Source organism: Thiohalomonas denitrificans (genome assembly GCF_900102855.1).
Lineage (GTDB): Bacteria > Pseudomonadota > Gammaproteobacteria > Thiohalomonadales > Thiohalomonadaceae > Thiohalomonas > Thiohalomonas denitrificans.
The window spans coordinates 273880-290282 of the sequence record NZ_FMWD01000003.1; the positions used below are offsets into that span (position 1 = coordinate 273880).

Genomic DNA, 16403 nt, shown 5'->3' on the forward strand with positions numbered 1-16403 from the left:
TCGGTATTCACCAATTATGGCGAACGAACACATCAGTTCGACCCCACGAACGCGCTTGCCGCGGCACGTCGCTGTCATCATGGACGGTAACGGCCGCTGGGCCAAGCAGCGCCACCTCCCACGTTTTGCCGGCCACCGCTCCGGGCTGGAATCGGTCCGGAGCATGGTGAAGCTGTGTCTGCATTACAGGATCGAGGCGCTGACACTGTTCGCCTTTAGCAGTGAAAACTGGCGGCGTCCCAAAGAGGAAGTCGGGCTGCTGATGAACCTGTTTATGACCGCCCTCGACAAAGAAGTCGGCAAGCTGCACAAAAACGGCATTCGACTGCGAATCGTGGGTGATACCGATGCCTTTTCACCCGAGCTTCAGCGGCGCATTGCCGATGCAGAGTCACTCACCCGGGACAACACTGCTTTGACCCTTGCGGTTGCAGTGAACTATGGGGGTCGTTGGGATATCACCGAGGCCGCCCGGTCCCTGGCTGCGGCCGTCGCTTCTGGCGAGATCCGGCCGGAAGATATCACCCCGGATGCCTTGGGAGAGCGCCTGGCCCTGAGTGAACTTCCCGAACCGGACCTGTTTATCCGCACCGGCGGTGAACAGCGCATCAGCAACTTCCTGCTTTGGCAACTGGCCTATACCGAGCTCTATTTCACCCCACTGCTGTGGCCGGAGTTCCGGGAGGCGGGTTTCGAGGCTGCTCTGGACTCGTTTGCGTCCCGCCAGCGTCGGTTTGGCAAGACCGGTGATCAGGTGGAGCAGGAGGATGCTTAAACAGAGAATTCTAACGGCCTTGATCCTGGCGCCGCTCGCGGTGTGGGCAATTCTGGCCCTTCCATCCCTTCTCTTTGCGCTCCTGCTCGGGGTGATCATGCTGCTGGGAGCCTGGGAGTGGACCCGCCTGATCGGATTGAAATCGAGTGCGGGGCGCATCGGGTACACGGCCGCAGTCGCGCTCCTCATCGTTATTCTTTACCCGCTGACCGCAACGCCTGGCAGTGTCATCGCAATTGGTCTATTGGCACTGGTGTGGTGGTCGTTGGCCCTGGTGGCGGTAGTGCGCTATCCCGAGGGTATCGAGGCAATGCGGCAGAACCGCACGGTGCGGGCAGTGGTGGGCGTCCTGGTGCTGGTACCGGCCTGGGGATGTCTGGTCATTCTGCAGCGTGCGCCCGGACCCGGCTTCGTGCTGCTGCTGATGGTTTTAATCTGGGGCGCCGACACCGGGGCCTACTTTGCAGGACGTCGTTGGGGACGCCATCGCCTGGCGGCCCGGGTTAGCCCCGGTAAAACCTGGGAAGGCGTCGTCGGTGGCGCCGCTGTTGCACTGACGGTGGGGGCGATTGGGTGGTTCTGGCTGCGTCCAGAGGTGGTCCTGCCCGGATTCCTGCTCCTTTGTGCTTTCACTATCGCTGCTTCGGTGCTGGGTGACCTCTCCGAAAGCATGTTCAAACGCATGATGAAAGTTAAAGACAGCGGCGGGCTGTTGCCGGGACACGGGGGTATTCTGGACCGCATCGACAGCCTGACGGCGGCGGCCCCGGTGTTTGTGCTGGGTTTTTACGGGTTGAGGAGCTGGATGTGATCGGGATAACGGTTTTGGGAGCCACCGGGTCCATCGGTGTGAGTACCCTGGATGTGTTGTCCCGTCATCCGAATCGTTACCGGGTGGTTGCGCTGACTGCCAATTCCCGGGTGGACCGGTTGGTGGAACAGTGCGTTGCCTTTCGCCCGCGCTATGCAGCCATGGTTGACGAGACGGCAGCGGAGCAGCTTGCCACGCGCCTGCGTACGCTGGCACCCGAGGTGGAGGTGCTGGCCGGCCAGAAGGGACTGGAATTCGTGGCGGCTCTGGACGAGGTGGATTTCGTCATGGCGGCCATTGTCGGGGCGGCCGGGCTGCGCCCGAGCCTGGCCGCGGCCCGTGCCGGCAAGCGTATCCTCCTGGCCAACAAGGAGGCGCTGGTGATGTCCGGTGCCCTGTTCATGGAGGAGGTGCGCCGAAACGGCGCCGAGCTGCTGCCCATCGACAGCGAACACAACGCCATTTTCCAGTGCATGCCGCACGATTTTGCGAGGGGGCTGGACGAGGTCGGTATCAATCGCATCCTGTTGACTGCGTCCGGTGGTCCGTTCCGGAATCTGCCATTATCGGAGCTGGGACAGGTTACCCCCGAACAGGCGGTAGCCCACCCGAATTGGTCCATGGGTCGAAAGATCTCGATCGATTCGGCCACCATGATGAACAAGGGGCTGGAGGTTATCGAGGCCTGCTGGCTATTTGGTACCCGCACGGATCGTATTCAGGTGGTGCTGCACCCGCAGAGCATCATTCACTCGATGGTGTCGTATATCGATGGTTCCGTGGTTGCGCAACTGGGCAATCCCGACATGCGGACGCCGATCGCCCACGCGCTGGCCTGGCCCGAGCGGATCGATTCCGGCGTGGACACGCTGGATATTTTCCAGGTGGCACATCTCGACTTCGAGCCCCCCGATCTGCAGCGTTTTCCCTGCCTGCGCCTGGCAGGCGAAGCGATGGATGCAGGTGGAACGTGCCCGGCCGTCCTGAATGCCGCCAATGAAGTCGCTGTCGCGGCATTTCTGGAGGGTCGCGTCCCGTTTACGGCCATTCCGCGGTCCATCGAGTATACGCTGGGCGAGCTGCCCCGGCGGGAAGCCGCAGACCTGCCGACTATTTTTGAGGAAGACGCTGCCGCCCGGCGAGTGGCGAATGAGTGGATCCGCATCAGCTATCCCGGAGTTTTATGATCGATTTCATCGGTTCGGTCCTTGCGCTGGTCGTTGCCCTTGGTGTTCTCATCGCTGTTCATGAATTTGGTCACTTCTGGGTGGCTCGGCGGATGGGGGTCAAGGTGCTTCGTTTCTCGATCGGCTTCGGTCGTCCGCTATGGAGCCGCAAGGGGGCGGACGGCACGGAATACGTGGTCGCTGCTATTCCCCTCGGTGGCTATGTCAAAATGCTGGATGAGCGCGAAGTCGAGGTACCTGAGGAGGAACTGGACCGCGCCTTCAATCGCAAGAGCGTGGCCAGGCGGTTTGCGATCGTGGCCGCGGGCCCGTTCTTCAACTTCCTGTTTGCCGTTTTTGCGTTTTGGTTGATGTTCGTCAATGGCATTCCCGGCATCAAGCCGATCGTGGGTGAAGTGGTGGAGGAGACGCCTGCCGCCAGGGCAGACCTGCGCCCGGGGCAGCAGATCGTTGCCGTCGGCGGCGAAGAGACTCCAACGTGGGATGCAGTGTTCGATCGGTTGCTTCCCAAACTGCTGCTCGGAGAGCCGGTCGAGCTGACGATCCTGACTGACGGCAGGACGGAAACCAGACAACTCCCCCTGAAGCGGGCCGGGCGCGATGTCAAGCCGGAGGAACTGGTCTCGACCATTGGTCTGCGTCCCCAAAGACCCGATCTGCAGCCGGTTATCGGTGAGATACAGGCAGGCTCCCCGGCGGAAAATGCGGGGTTGCAGCCGGACGACGAGGTGGTCGCCATCGCCGGTCAGCCGGTGCACGATTGGCAGAGCATGGTCGAGGTCATTCGGGAAAATCCGGGCGAGGCCCTCACCTTCAGCCTGCTTCGAAATGGTGAACGTATTGAGATCGAGATCACGCCAGCAAGGGTCGAAACGGAGCAGGGTGCCGTAGGCCGGATAGGCGCACAGGTGAAAGTCGACCCATCCCAGGTGGCTGCGCTGACCAGTACGTGGCAGCAGGGACCCGTCGAGGCGGTCGGTGCTTCCATTGGCCGGACCTGGGAGATGTCCACCCTGACCCTGCGCATGCTGGGGGAAATGGTGATTGGACGGGTTTCGACCGAGAGCATCAGCGGTCCCATAACCATTGCCCGTTATGCCAAGGATTCCGCTTATGCGGGTTTTAGTCGATTTCTATCTTTCCTCGCAATTGTTAGTATCAGCCTCGGCGTGTTGAATCTTTTACCGATCCCGGTCCTTGATGGGGGCCACCTGATGTTTTATCTGGTGGAAGCGGTCAAAGGCAGCCCTGTCTCCGAGACGACGGAGGCTGTCGGCCAGCGGATAGGGATTGCGATAATCATCGCGTTGATGACATTGGCTTTTTACAACGACCTGGTGCGCTTGACCGGGTGAGATAAATATAGATGGCGTTTCCGAAATCCATTCGCCGCTCTGCGGCGGCATTAGTGCTGTTCGCCTCGATACAATCGGCGTGGAGCTTTGAGCCTTTTGTAGTCGAAGAGATTCAGGTTGAAGGTCTGCAGCGGATTTCCGTTGGTACGGTTTTCAACTATCTCCCGGTGGAACAGGGGGAGCGGCTGACTGAAGATCGCTCCAGCGACGCTATCCGGGCACTGTTCCGAACCGGCTTTTTCGAAAACGTCGTTCTGGAGCGGGAAGGGGATACGCTGATCGTCTTTGTCGAAGAGCGCCCCGCCATCGCCAGTATTGACCTGGAAGGCAACGACGATATCCCTTCCGAACAGTTGCTGGAAAGTCTCCAACAGATCGGATTTGCCGAGGGACGCGTATTCAATCCCTCAATGCTGGACCGGGTTGAACAGGAACTGAAACGGCAATATCTGAACTTGGGGAAATACAGCGCCCGGGTCGAATCCGAAGTGACGCCACTGGAACGGAATCGGGTGGCGGTGAATATTTTGGTCGGTGAAGGCGAAGCCGCGAAAATCAAGCGAATCAATATCGTCGGGAACAGTCTCTTTGATGAAGATGAGCTGCTCGACGAATTCGAGCTTGGCACCAAGCCGTTTTTCTCCTGGTTCTCTGACCGGGATCAATATTCGAAACAGCGGCTTGGCGCCGATTTGGAGACGTTGCGCTCCTGGTATCTAAATCGGGGTTACATCAATTTTTCGGTCGATTCGACGCAGGTTTCGATTACTCCCGACAAGCAGGATGTCTATATCACCATCAATATCAGTGAAGGGGAACAGTTCCGGATTGGTGAGCTCGCCCTGGGTGGTGACACGGTCCTTCCCGAGCAGCAGATGCAGGAGCTAATCGAGGTCGGCGAGGGGGAAGTCTTTTCCCGCACGCGGGTCAATCAAAGTGCCCGGGGGATCAGTGAGCGGCTCGGAGATGAAGGGTATGCATTTGCCAATGTCAATCCCATTCCCGACATTGACGAGGAGCAGAAAACGGTCGATCTCACCTTTTTTGTGGATCCGGGCAAGCGCGTATACGTCCGCCGCATCAACATCAGCGGTAATGTGAAAACCCGGGATGAGGTTCTGAGGCGCGAACTCCGTCAGATGGAGAGCGCTCCGATTTCGACCCAAAGCGTGGAGCGCTCACGTGAGCGCATGGACCGGCTCGGCTTCTTTGAACAGGTCGAGGTTGAAACGCCTGTGGTGCCCGGCAGTCCGGATTTGGTCGACGTTAATTACAAGGTGGTGGAGCGGCCCAATTTCGGCAGTCTGAATCTGGGCATCGGTTATGGCGAATCAGACGGACTGCTGCTGTCCGGGAGCATCAATCAGGATAATTTCCTGGGGACCGGCGATCGCGTCGCCATAGAAGTCAATACCAGCGACGTCAATACCGTCTACAGCATCAGCCACACCAACCCGTACTTTACCGATGATGGTATCAGTCGGACACTCCGCGCCTCTTATCGGGAGACCGATGCAGAGGAAGCCGACATTTCCGAGTATACGACGGACTCTTACGGGGCAGGGGTCTCGTTCGGGGTTCCGTTGAGCGAATTCAGTTTTTACCGTCTGGGACTGGACTATCGCGTGACGGACATGCAGCTGGGAACAGATGCGTCCGATGAAATAATCGGCTTCTGCGAAGACAATGCTGAAATCGACGACTGCAGGTTTAGTACCGTGACGCTATCGCCGAGCTGGAATCGGGATACCCGCAACAAGACGGTGTTCCCGGATCGGGGAGGGGTGAGTACGCTGTCAGGTGAACTCGCGGTAGCGGCCGGGGACAACGGCATCGGATTTTTCAAAGCGCGAGCCAAACATGAGCAGTATATCCCGCTGAATGACTGGTTAATATTCAAAGGTGAGGCGGAAATCGGTTACGGTGACGGCCTCGGCGATACTACCGAATTGCCTCCGTTTGAGAGTTTTTATGCCGGTGGCAGTCGGACCGTGCGGGGTTACCGAGCCAACAGTCTCGGCCCGCGGGATTCCAACGACGATCCCCTCGGTGGTAATGCCCGCGTGCTCGGCAATGCGGAGCTGATTTTCCCTTCACCTTTCGGGGAACAGGCGGATTCGACCCGCTTGAGTGCTTTTGTCGATGCAGGTAATGTCTATGACACCGCCGACTCGGACATCGATTTCGGTGAACTGCGCTATTCAGCGGGGCTCTCGCTGGTTTGGCTGACACCGATGGGCCCGATGAGCTTCAGCCTGTCACAGCCTATGAACGAACAAGCCGATGATGAGACCGAGGTGTTCCAGTTTACTCTGGGCACGCTTTTCTAACGATTGAATCTGATCAGGAAGGGAACATGTATCGAATGAAATTGGTCACCAGTTGCAAACGCGTTTCGGCCGGAGCTTTGCTGGCCGCTTGCTTCGTATTTCCTGTTCAGGCCGAAGGTGTTCGTATGGTGTTTGTGAACACCCCCGAGGTCCTCAAGGAAGCACCTCAGGCCCAGGAAGCCCGGGAACGCCTCAAGACTGAATTTGCACCGCGTGACGAACAGTTGGTCCGCTCGGGTAATGCCCTGAAAGAGTTGGAGGAGAGGCTTGAGCGAGACGGGGCGGTCATGAGTGAATCCGAGCGCCGGAAAGTCGAACGAGATATTGTCTCCGAGCGTCGCGAGTTGAAACGTTCCCGGGAAGAGTTTAACGAAGACTTCAATATTCGCCGCAATGAGGAGTTTTCTAAATTGCAGCGCAAGGTGGCAAAGGCGATTACCGATTTGGCCAAGGAGAATGGCTATGACCTCGTTCTTGAAGCGGGCGTCGTTTACGCGAGTGACAAGGTCGATATTACCGAACGCGTCGTGGAACGGCTGAACAACTGACCCATGCCTTCGCAGCGGATGCGCCAGGGGCGCACACAACCAGATACGTTCAGCCCTTGCCGTGGCTCCCAGGCCTCCCTGTCACCACTGCATCACGCTCTTTTCGAAGTCGACCGTTTGGTTAGATAATGGAGTATTCACTGACAGCCTTGGCCGAGGTTGCCGGTGCACGGCTGGAAGGCGAGCCGTCACTGCGTATTGGAAGTATCGGCACGCTAGCCAATGCACATGAAGGGCAGATCGCCTTTTTATCGAATCCGAAATACCGAAACCAGCTATCCGATACACGGGCTAGCGCCGTTATTCTGGACGAGGGCTCTCTTTCAAGGTGTCCTGTCGCCGCCCTTGTGGCCGACAACCCGTATGCCGCGTTTGCACGGGTTACCGCGCTGTTCGACATGGTGGATACGCCCGAACCGGGACGGCATCACACAGCACAGATTCACCAGAGCGCCGAAGTCCATCCAGACGCCGTTGTCGGGCCGAATGTCTTTGTCGGACCCCGCTCCCGTATCGGTGCTGACGTGGTGATTGGCCCGGGCTGTTTCATAGACTCCGACTGCATTATCGAAGATGGAACCCGCCTGGCCGCCAATGTTTCGATCTATCACGGGAGCGATATCGGAAGGCGTGGCGTGATACATGCCGGCGCAGTTATCGGCAGCGACGGCTTTGGATTTGCCAAGGATGCCGGACGCTGGCTCAAGGTCCATCAACTCGGTGCCGTGGTAATCGGGGACGATGTCGAAGTGGGGGCAAACACCACCATTGACCGGGGTGCGGTAAACGACACGATCATCGAAGAGGGTGTAAAACTCGATAACCTGATCCAGATCGCACATAACGTCCGCATAGGTGCTCACACGGCGGTGGCGGCCTGTGTCGGGATCGCAGGCAGTACCGTGATTGGAAAGCACTGTGCCATTGCCGGAGGCGTGGGTATCCTCGGACATCTGGAGATCGCCGATGGCGTGACTATCACGGCCATGTCGCTGGTGACCAAATCGGTCAAAAAGCCCGGAATGTATTCCGCCGGTGTGCCGCTCGAGGCGAATGAGCGCTGGCAGAAGAATTTCGTCCGCTTCAAACAGTTGGACGATATGGCGCGCCGGATTCGATCGTTGGAAAAAGAACTCGAAGAACTGAAAAAAGGGTAGCCACTTGAACACCATGAACATCCACCAGGTACTGGAGTACCTGCCCCACCGATATCCATTTTTGCTGATCGATCGGGTGTTGGACTACCAACCCGGTGAATTTCTGATCGCTGTGAAGAATGTGACGGTCAACGAACCCTTTTTCCCGGGGCATTTTCCGCATCGGCCGGTTTTTCCCGGTGTGCTGATCATGGAAGCCCTGGCGCAAGCCACTGGAATCCTGGCTTTCAAGAGCAGTGACAGCAAGCCGGACGACAACAGGCTGTACTATTTTGCGGGCATCGACAATGCCCGTTTTAAACTTCCGGTGGAGCCGGGTGATCAACTGCGTCTGGAAGTGGAACTTCTCAAGACGAAACGCGGAATCTGGAAATTCAAGGGCGAGGCAAAGGTAGACGGGAAGGTAGTGGCCAGCGCTGATCTGATGTGTGCAGAACAGGAGATCGCATGAGCATTCATTCCACTGCCATTATCGATCCGAAAGCCCGGCTGGCCGAAAATGTATCGGTCGGACCCTATACCGTCATCGGTGCCGATGTTGAAATTGGTGAGAGCACCCGGGTTGGTCCCCACGTGGTTATTCAGGGACCGACGGTCATCGGGAAGGAAAACCAGATTTTCCAGTTCGCATCCATCGGCGAAGCCCCTCAGGACAAGAAGTATAGTGGCGAACCCACGCGTCTGGAGATTGGCGATCGCAACATCATCCGGGAGTCGGTCACCATTAATCGTGGAACCGTCGGTGGAGGCGGTCTCACGGCCGTGGGCGATGACAACCTCCTTATGGCCTACATCCATATCGCCCACGACTGTCACGTCGGGAACGGAGTGATTTTTTCCAATAATGCGTCATTGGCGGGTCACGTGACTATCGGGAATCAGGTCATCCTTTCCGGGTTTACCCTGGTTCACCAGTTCTGTTCCATCGGTGCACACTCCTTTACCGGGATGGGGAGTGCTATCGCCAAGGATGTACCGCCCTATCTGATGGTTAGTGGCAATCCTGCCAAACCTCACGGGATCAACAGGGAAGGACTGAAAAGGAGGGGCTTTTCCCCCGAAGCACTGGGCGCCTTGAAAGAGGCCTATCGGCTCCTGTACAGGAGCGGACTCCCTCTCAACGAGGCGCGCCAGGAGCTCGGAGCGATGGCGGAAGAGCATGCGGTAGTCGCCGAACTGGTTCAGTTCATTGATCAGTCTCAGCGCAGTATCATTCGGTAATTCAGTCGGATCCCGGCCTGCTCCCGAGAGGATCAGGAGTTGGCTGGCTGCAGCATTCGCATTTGTTGCAAATAAGCAACAGGACCCCGATGTCCCTACTTTCCCCGTGCCACTCTCTTCTCTTGCATTCAGAAGGACCTGAATAGCGTCTACACTTCGGATAGACAAGTTGCCAAAAAACGACAGGGAGTCGACTTCATTGGACATGGAACGTGTAAGAATCGGCGTGGTGGGTCTCGGCTACGTCGGACTTCCCCTAGCGGTTGAGTTCGGCAAGCAATTCGAGACCGTTGGTTTTGATATCAAGGCCCAGCGGGTGGCGGAGCTCAGAAATAACCGCGACTCCACGCTCGAAGTTGCACCGGAGGTCCTCGGGCGGGTGCAGCACCTGAGGTTTTCCGATCACCTGGAAGAGTTGACGGATTGCAACGTCTACATCGTCACTGTTCCCACGCCCGTGGATGCCCATCACCAACCGGACCTGACGCCACTGCGCAAGGCGAGTGAGATGATCGGCCGGGTCCTTTCCAAGGGTGATTGCGTCATCTACGAGTCGACGGTCTATCCCGGCGCGACCGAGGAAGTCTGCATCCCAATCCTCGAATCCAAATCCTTACTGCATTTGAATGAGGATTTTATTGTCGGGTATAGCCCTGAACGGATTAATCCCGGCGACAAACAGCGGCCGCTGGTCTCCATCCAGAAGATTACCTCGGCCTCGAGTCCGGAAGGTGCGGAGTTCGTTGACAGTCTCTACCAGCGGATTATTACGGGTGGCACCTACAAGGCCCCGAGCCTCAAAGTCGCCGAAGCAGCCAAGGTCATCGAAAATACCCAGCGTGATGTCAATATCGCGCTGATCAATGAACTTGCCATTCTCTTTGAACGTCTGGAGATCGATACACAGGCCGTACTCGAGGCCGCTGGCACCAAATGGAACTTTCTTCCCTTTCGACCGGGCCTGGTAGGCGGTCACTGTATAGGCGTAGATCCTTACTACCTGACCCACAAGGCCCAGGAAATGGGGCATCACCCGGACATCATTCTTGCCTCACGCCGGATTAATGACGGGATGGGCGAATATCTGGCCAATCGCCTGGTGATGTGCATGCTCCGGCGCAGTATTCACGTACCTGAATCCAACGTCCTGATCCTCGGTCTCGCCTTCAAGGAAAACTGCCCCGACTTGCGCAACAGTCGAATAGTAGATGTCGTTAAAACGCTGACCAAACTCCATGTAAACGTTGATGTTTACGACCCGTGGGTCGACCCTGCAGAGGCTTATGATCAATATGGGATCAAACCCGTTGAGGATCTGCCTGAAGGACATTACGACGCGATGTTACTTGGCGTGGGCCATCAACGCTTTATCGATAAAGGTCTGCCGCACTTCCAGGGGGCTTGTAAGCCCAATCATGTGGTGTTCGATGCCAAGCATGTATTTCCGGCGGATCAGGTCGATGGACGATTGTGATTCCCGACTGATATCGGGATAGCAACAATTGCAGGTTCAGAAAACACCGTCTATACGTTCAATACCAAACCGCTTTTACAGGGTTATGTGGTATTCCGACGGTTCTGGGCAGGAAAGCCTCGATGTTGTTCAAGGAGGACCCGAATGCCGACGATTCGGATTGCCGGTCAGTACTTCCGCACGCCGTTCGTTTTGCTGTTTGGTGCAGAACTGACGTTTGGTGTGCTCTCGGTGTACCTGGCCATGACGTGGTTGCAAACCGAAGCTGTTCTGGGTGAACCGTGGCTCTGGAGCGCCGGTGTATTTGGAGGGACGATGACCCTGAGTATGGCTGCAATGGGACTGTACCAGTCGGGTGTTTGGGAGGGAGTGATCTCCTATCTCTCGCGGCTGGTCGTCGCCCTTTTTGGAGCCGGCGTCATTCTGGCAATCATCTCCTACTGGACGCCGACGATGACGATCGATCGTACGGTCGTTGCGACAGCTGCGGGGATCGCCATTGCGTTCATCACGCTGGATCGGCTCATTTTCCGTCGGCTGGTGGATAGTGGCGCTTTGGCCAGAAAAATTATTGTTCTGGGGACCGGGGCAAAGGCGCGGACAATCAGCCAAATCGCCGAGCAGACCAAAAGCGTGGAGATCGTCTGGTTTTTTCCGGTCGCGGGGGAGAAGTTCGATGTTGATAGCGAACGCATCGTTCACCAACCCGTCAAGCTTTCCGATCTTGCCGAGCAGTACGGCTGCGAGGAAATCGTGATTGCGACCGGGGAACGCAGAAATACCTTGCCGATGCCCGAACTGTTGGCGTGCAGGGCCCGTGGGATAAGGGTCACCGACGAAAACAGTTTTGTCGAAAAGGAGACGGGAAAAATCTCTCTGGACTTGCTGACACCAGGCTGGCTCGTCGGCTCGGAAGGATTTCGTTATGGCGCTCGGGCGCGAATGCTACGGCGCGGGTTTGATCTGGTGACTGCCAGTTTGTTGTTGGTGTTTGCCTTGCCTGTCATGGCAGTCACAGCGTTGGCCATTTTCTTTGAAAGTGGCTTTTCGGGACCGATTCTCTATCGACAGATGCGTGTCGGGGAAAACGGGAACCTGTTCGAAGTACTTAAATTCCGGAGCATGCGCACTGACGCCGAAAGTGACGGCAAGGCGCGCTGGGCAATGACGAACGATGCGCGCATTACCAGGGTCGGGAAATGGATCCGTCGCTCGCGAGTGGATGAGCTTCCTCAACTGCTGAATGTGCTTAAAGGAGAGATGAGCTTCGTCGGACCCCGTCCGGAACGGCCCGAGTTTGTCGATGAGCTTGAGAAGGTCATACCTTTTTACGCAGAACGGCACTGCATGAAGCCCGGGCTTACCGGATGGGCGCAACTACGCTATTCCTACGGAGCATCGCAGGACGATGCTGCACAAAAGCTTCAGTATGACCTCTATTATATAAAGAATCACAGTTTCCTGATGGACCTGCTGATATTGGTTCAAACTGCCGAAGTAGTTGTGTTCGGAAGGGGAGCTCGTTGAATTGTCGTAACAGGAAGACTTTTTGCAATGGAGATGACTATGCGCACTGCCACCATACTGCTTGCTGGGTCCGTTTTGGTTTTGGGGTTGAACGGCTGCACTCAGCTGGACCAGATACGAGGAAAAACAGCGGCGTCGCAGCCGGTAAACCCCGAAGGCGAGCAAGCGGAGGTCAACTATATCATCGGTCCCGGAGACAGCCTGGAGGTGTTTGTGTGGGGTAATCCGGACCTTTCCGCAACCGTTCCCGTCCGGCCCGACGGACGGATTACCACTCCCCTGGTCGAAGATGTCCAGGCCAGTGGAAAGTCACCCAGTGAATTGGCGCGAGCAATGGAAGAGCGCCTGGCGCGTTACGTCAAGCACCCGGTGGTCACTGTGACAGTCTCGGAAGTCGTGGGGCGAGCCACTGAACAGATAAGAGTCGTCGGTCAGGCGGTCGAGCCGCGGATGATACCGTACAGTGAAGATTTGACGGTACTCGATGTACTGATCGCGGTCGGCGGTTTGACAGAGTTTGCAGCCGGTAACCGGGCCAGTATCGTGCGCAAGGTCGGAAAGACCGATAAACAGCAGTTCAACGTTCGGTTGGCGGATTTGGTCAAGGATGGAGATATTTCGGCTAACGTGGAGATGCGACCCGGAGATATCCTGATTATCCCGGAATCGTTCTTCTAACCCAGGGTGGGGCAGACATGAGTAGTATTGAAAAAGCAGCCGAACGCCTGTCGAAGCAGCAAGAAAGCCAACCGGAACGCAGTCGCGAATCCGTACCAGAGACAGGAAAAAACAGCGTAGAGGCTGCGGCGGAACGCATTGCGAAAACGGTTAAAAAAAACACACCGATGCAATCGCCTGCCGTAGATATCCACATCGGGAAGCGCCTCGAGGAGAACAAAATTGGCCTCACCACCGGCGTTCTGGCAGAACAGTACCGTATGTTAAAGCGCAGGGTGCGTTCCAATCTTGAGAACGAGCGCATCAATCCTCGTGCGCGAAACATGGTGATGATAACCAGTGCTCTTCCCGGTGAAGGAAAGACCTTCAATGCCCTCAACCTGGCAATAAGCCTTTCCAAAGAGATGGACCACACCGTTCTCCTGGTGGATACCGATCTGGTAAAGCGCTCGCTCAGCAACGTGCTTGGCTTGAGAGACAGCCCGGGGCTTGTCGATGTGCTGTCCGGCCGTAGCAGCATGCCGGAAGTTTTGAAATGGTCAGACATTCCAAAGCTTGCGGTCCTTCCGGCAGGCTCTTACGAACCACAGGCAGTGGAATTGCTTTCCAGTGACAGGATGCGTGAGCTCGCCGGAGAGATCGCCACCCGGTACAGCAATCGCATTGTCTTGTTCGATGCACCCCCATTGCTTGCGACCAGTCACGCCGCAGTCCTCAGCAGTCTGATGGGACAGGTGCTTTTCGTGGTGGCTCAAGGCACGACACCGCAGCAAGCCGTGAAAGAGGGGGTGGATCTTCTATCACCAAACCCGTTGGCGGGCTTCGTATTCAATATGGCGTCCGGAACATTTGATTCCTATTACGGCCGCTACTATGTGCCCGACGAGCAACAGCAGTGAGTGTGATGATTTTAAAATCGCGAAACAAATTTCAATATTTTTCGTGGCCAGTCGTTCTGGCTGCGGGATATTGTCTGGCAGCGCCGGGCGTAACTCCTGCCGCTGAAGTCGATATAACTCCTGTGCTCCAGGTTTCCGAAATCTATACGGACAATGTGACTCTCTCCTCGAGTAATGAGGAAGAGGATTTCGTTACCCAGATAGCGCCGGGGATCTCCTACTCGCGAACCGCGCCGAGACTGGACTTGTCTCTTGATTACCAGTTCGAGGCGCTTTGGTACGCAAAAGAGTCCGACCATAATGAGACCTATCATCAGGCAGAAGCTGTGGGTGAAGTCGTTGCAGTTCCCGAGTGGTTTTTTGTCAAGGCAGGGGCCGGATATTCACAGGAAATCATTTCATCGGAAGCGCCTGTCTCCGTCAACAACATCAGCGTAACTGACAACCGCACGGATGTTGCGACGTTTACCATCAATCCCTATCTGCACCATCGGTTCAGCGACCAGCTGGTGATGCGGGCAGAGTACCAGGTCGACCGTGTTGAATATGACGAAGGTCGGTTATCTGACGGGGAACGCAGGCAATCACTGATACGTTTCGGTAATGCTTCCGATCAGAAATTTCGCTGGGCCATGCTGGCCTCCCACAGGGTGCTGGTTTCCGATGGCAGGGAGGATTCAGTCCTGGACGAGTGGAGCATCTTTCTGGGGCATCGGTTTTCAACCAGGCTATCGGTTGGCCTTGAGGCCGGATATGAGGACAACGAGTACGGTGGGGTCGACGAGGTACTGGAAGAGGACGGCAGCGTCTGGCGCGTCAGGGGCGAGTGGACCCCCAATACTCAGACAAACATGACCGCTTCGATAGGTAACCGATTGTTCGGAACGACATTCGATCTGTCGGCGTCCCGAGAGACCAATGTGGGGCAGTTCCGGGCGAGCTACTCGGAAGACTACACCAGTGAAATCGAAAGGATCACGGTCGTCGACACTGAGCAGATCGATGCCGAAACGGCTCAATTTACCACGACTACCGCACTCGACAACGAGGTCTATCTGAGCCGCCGCTTACGCGGTGGCTGGTCGCGGGAAAGGGGGCGTACCGGGCTTGAGTTGTACGGTTATACTGAAGATCGTGAGTATCAGATCACCAATGATGAGGAGGAACTGGCAGGTGCAGGAGCCCGCTGGAACTGGCGAGTGGCACCTCGGACCACTTTCCTGGCGGATGGAGAACTGCAGAGGCGGGACTTCAGGGGTATCGATCGAAGAGATTATCTGGGGTATATGTCGTTTGGGCTGGAGCGCCGGATGACACGACGGAGCGTCGGCACACTGCGTTACCAGTACACGGAAAGGGATTCGACCGCGGACAGCTCGGATTATCAGCAGAACATGATCTTTTTAACGGCCAGGGCGGAGTTTTGAACCATGTACGAGACGTTCTACGGACTGAACGGTAAACCCTTCTCGCTAAGCCCGGACCCCAATTTCTATTTTGCGAGCCGTGGTCACCAGCGCGTACTCTCCTACCTGCGATACGGCATTCATCAGGGAGAGGGCTTTGTGGTGGTGACGGGGGAGATCGGAGCCGGCAAGACCACCCTGATTAAGACCCTGGTGAACGAACTGTCGGGTGACACCGATTTTGTTATCGGTCAGATTGCCAGCACGCAACTGGAGGCGTCTGATCTTGCAGAGTCGGTTGCTTTAGCCTTCGGGGTGAGCAATGAAGGGCTCTCTCGTTCTCAGATCTTCAACCGGTTGCAGGGCTACCTGACGCAGCGGCGCCTGGAAGGTAAGCGGGCCTTGCTGATCGTTGATGAGGCACAGAACATGCCCTATTCGACGCTTGAGGAATTACGTATGTTGACCAATCACCAGGTCGGTGATCGCCAGATGCTGCAGGCCTGTCTCGTCGGGCAGGGAGAGTTGCGCGCTCGTTTGCAGGAAAAGCGTATGGAGCAGTTGCGGCAACGGGCTGTGGCATTTTGCCATCTTGGCCCGATGAGCCAGGAGGAAACCCAAGGATATATCAAGCACCGTCTCCAGAGAGTCGGCTGGAAAGGACGGCCGGAACTGCATCAGGATGCACTGGACTCCATTTACTCCGAGACCCAGGGTATACCCCGTCGGATCAATACGCTGGCTGACCGAATCTTTCTGGTAGCGTATCTGGAAGAGAAAGAAATGGTTGACCGCGATCTGGTGACCGAAGTCGCTCGTGAGTTGGCCGAGGAGCAGCCAAGCGCATCCGACGAAAGTGAAGCCGCTTTGGCAGGTACACAAAAGATGGTTTCTGGCCAGGGTGAAGAACTGATGGAGCAGCGCCTCTCTGCGGTAGAAGAGCGAATGGGTTCACTCGAGAAATTGATGGATTGTCGTTCACTGGCCAAGGCGCTGATCCAGAGCCTGCAAAGAACGTGATTCCCGGATGATGGT

At 56.6% G+C, this 16403-nt stretch carries 15 protein-coding genes; all 15 read left to right on the top strand.

Annotated elements, in window-relative coordinates; all coding sequences use genetic code 11:
• The first annotated feature begins 16 nt into the window (after nucleotides 1-16).
• On the top strand, nucleotides 17-775 hold the full coding sequence (uppS, locus tag BLP65_RS05975) for a polyprenyl diphosphate synthase (RefSeq protein ID WP_092993951.1): 759 nt from the start codon (nucleotides 17-19) through the stop codon (nucleotides 773-775).
• The gene (locus tag BLP65_RS05980) at nucleotides 768-1586 is read left to right on the top strand and encodes a phosphatidate cytidylyltransferase (protein ID WP_092993954.1); all 819 of its coding nucleotides are present in this window, start codon (nucleotides 768-770) and stop codon (nucleotides 1584-1586) included. The genes uppS and BLP65_RS05980 overlap by 8 nt, the downstream gene beginning before the upstream one ends.
• Nucleotides 1583-2773, top strand: coding sequence for a 1-deoxy-D-xylulose-5-phosphate reductoisomerase (gene ispC, locus BLP65_RS05985; protein WP_092993957.1), 1191 nt, complete (start codon nucleotides 1583-1585; stop codon nucleotides 2771-2773). The genes BLP65_RS05980 and ispC overlap by 4 nt, the downstream gene beginning before the upstream one ends.
• Complete coding sequence (gene rseP / locus BLP65_RS05990) at nucleotides 2770-4128, top strand: RIP metalloprotease RseP (protein WP_092993960.1); 1359 nt, start codon at nucleotides 2770-2772, stop codon at nucleotides 4126-4128. The genes ispC and rseP overlap by 4 nt, the downstream gene beginning before the upstream one ends.
• 11 nt (nucleotides 4129-4139) lie before the next feature.
• The gene (gene bamA, locus BLP65_RS05995; protein ID WP_092993962.1) at nucleotides 4140-6458 is read left to right on the top strand and encodes an outer membrane protein assembly factor BamA; all 2319 of its coding nucleotides are present in this window, start codon (nucleotides 4140-4142) and stop codon (nucleotides 6456-6458) included.
• A gap of 26 nt (nucleotides 6459-6484) precedes the next feature.
• Nucleotides 6485-7006: an OmpH/Skp family outer membrane protein gene (locus BLP65_RS06000; protein WP_092993964.1), complete on the top strand. Its 522-nt coding sequence runs from the start codon at nucleotides 6485-6487 to the stop codon at nucleotides 7004-7006.
• A gap of 128 nt (nucleotides 7007-7134) precedes the next feature.
• Complete coding sequence (lpxD, locus tag BLP65_RS06005) at nucleotides 7135-8163, top strand: UDP-3-O-(3-hydroxymyristoyl)glucosamine N-acyltransferase (RefSeq protein WP_092993966.1); 1029 nt, start codon at nucleotides 7135-7137, stop codon at nucleotides 8161-8163.
• Nucleotides 8164-8176: 13 nt separating this feature from the next.
• Complete coding sequence (fabZ, locus tag BLP65_RS06010; RefSeq protein ID WP_092994356.1) at nucleotides 8177-8614, top strand: 3-hydroxyacyl-ACP dehydratase FabZ; 438 nt, start codon at nucleotides 8177-8179, stop codon at nucleotides 8612-8614.
• Entirely contained in the window at nucleotides 8611-9384 is a 774-nt protein-coding gene (gene lpxA, locus BLP65_RS06015; RefSeq protein ID WP_092993969.1) for an acyl-ACP--UDP-N-acetylglucosamine O-acyltransferase, read from the top strand. Before fabZ ends, lpxA begins: the two co-directional genes overlap by 4 nt.
• A 205-nt stretch (nucleotides 9385-9589) precedes the next feature.
• Nucleotides 9590-10858, top strand: a complete 1269-nt coding sequence (tviB, locus tag BLP65_RS06020; RefSeq protein ID WP_092993971.1) for a Vi polysaccharide biosynthesis UDP-N-acetylglucosamine C-6 dehydrogenase TviB — start codon at nucleotides 9590-9592, stop codon at nucleotides 10856-10858.
• 144 nt (nucleotides 10859-11002) lie between these two features.
• Complete coding sequence (locus tag BLP65_RS06025) at nucleotides 11003-12385, top strand: TIGR03013 family XrtA/PEP-CTERM system glycosyltransferase (protein WP_092993974.1); 1383 nt, start codon at nucleotides 11003-11005, stop codon at nucleotides 12383-12385.
• Nucleotides 12386-12424: 39 nt separating this feature from the next.
• Complete coding sequence (locus tag BLP65_RS06030) at nucleotides 12425-13063, top strand: XrtA/PEP-CTERM system exopolysaccharide export protein (RefSeq protein ID WP_092994359.1); 639 nt, start codon at nucleotides 12425-12427, stop codon at nucleotides 13061-13063.
• A gap of 17 nt (nucleotides 13064-13080) precedes the next feature.
• The gene (locus BLP65_RS06035; protein ID WP_092993977.1) at nucleotides 13081-13962 is read left to right on the top strand and encodes a P-loop NTPase family protein; all 882 of its coding nucleotides are present in this window, start codon (nucleotides 13081-13083) and stop codon (nucleotides 13960-13962) included.
• A gap of 5 nt (nucleotides 13963-13967) precedes the next feature.
• Nucleotides 13968-15389, top strand: coding sequence for a TIGR03016 family PEP-CTERM system-associated outer membrane protein (locus tag BLP65_RS06040; RefSeq protein WP_281180175.1), 1422 nt, complete (start codon nucleotides 13968-13970; stop codon nucleotides 15387-15389).
• 3 nt (nucleotides 15390-15392) lie between these two features.
• On the top strand, nucleotides 15393-16388 hold the full coding sequence (locus BLP65_RS06045; RefSeq protein ID WP_092993983.1) for an XrtA/PEP-CTERM system-associated ATPase: 996 nt from the start codon (nucleotides 15393-15395) through the stop codon (nucleotides 16386-16388).
• The last annotated feature ends 15 nt before the right edge of the window (nucleotides 16389-16403 follow it).

Coding starts and splice junctions, on each gene's coding strand:
- uppS (WP_092993951.1), top strand. CDS start 17: ATGGCGAACGAACACATCAGTTCGACCCCACGAACGCGCTTGCCGCGG.
- BLP65_RS05980 (WP_092993954.1), top strand. CDS start 768: ATGCTTAAACAGAGAATTCTAACGGCCTTGATCCTGGCGCCGCTCGCG.
- rseP (WP_092993960.1), top strand. CDS start 2,770: ATGATCGATTTCATCGGTTCGGTCCTTGCGCTGGTCGTTGCCCTTGGT.
- bamA (WP_092993962.1), top strand. CDS start 4,140: ATGGCGTTTCCGAAATCCATTCGCCGCTCTGCGGCGGCATTAGTGCTG.
- BLP65_RS06000 (WP_092993964.1), top strand. CDS start 6,485: ATGTATCGAATGAAATTGGTCACCAGTTGCAAACGCGTTTCGGCCGGA.
- lpxD (WP_092993966.1), top strand. CDS start 7,135: ATGGAGTATTCACTGACAGCCTTGGCCGAGGTTGCCGGTGCACGGCTG.
- fabZ (WP_092994356.1), top strand. CDS start 8,177: ATGAACATCCACCAGGTACTGGAGTACCTGCCCCACCGATATCCATTT.
- lpxA (WP_092993969.1), top strand. CDS start 8,611: ATGAGCATTCATTCCACTGCCATTATCGATCCGAAAGCCCGGCTGGCC.
- tviB (WP_092993971.1), top strand. CDS start 9,590: ATGGAACGTGTAAGAATCGGCGTGGTGGGTCTCGGCTACGTCGGACTT.
- BLP65_RS06025 (WP_092993974.1), top strand. CDS start 11,003: ATGCCGACGATTCGGATTGCCGGTCAGTACTTCCGCACGCCGTTCGTT.
- BLP65_RS06030 (WP_092994359.1), top strand. CDS start 12,425: ATGCGCACTGCCACCATACTGCTTGCTGGGTCCGTTTTGGTTTTGGGG.
- BLP65_RS06035 (WP_092993977.1), top strand. CDS start 13,081: ATGAGTAGTATTGAAAAAGCAGCCGAACGCCTGTCGAAGCAGCAAGAA.
- BLP65_RS06040 (WP_281180175.1), top strand. CDS start 13,968: ATGATTTTAAAATCGCGAAACAAATTTCAATATTTTTCGTGGCCAGTC.
- BLP65_RS06045 (WP_092993983.1), top strand. CDS start 15,393: ATGTACGAGACGTTCTACGGACTGAACGGTAAACCCTTCTCGCTAAGC.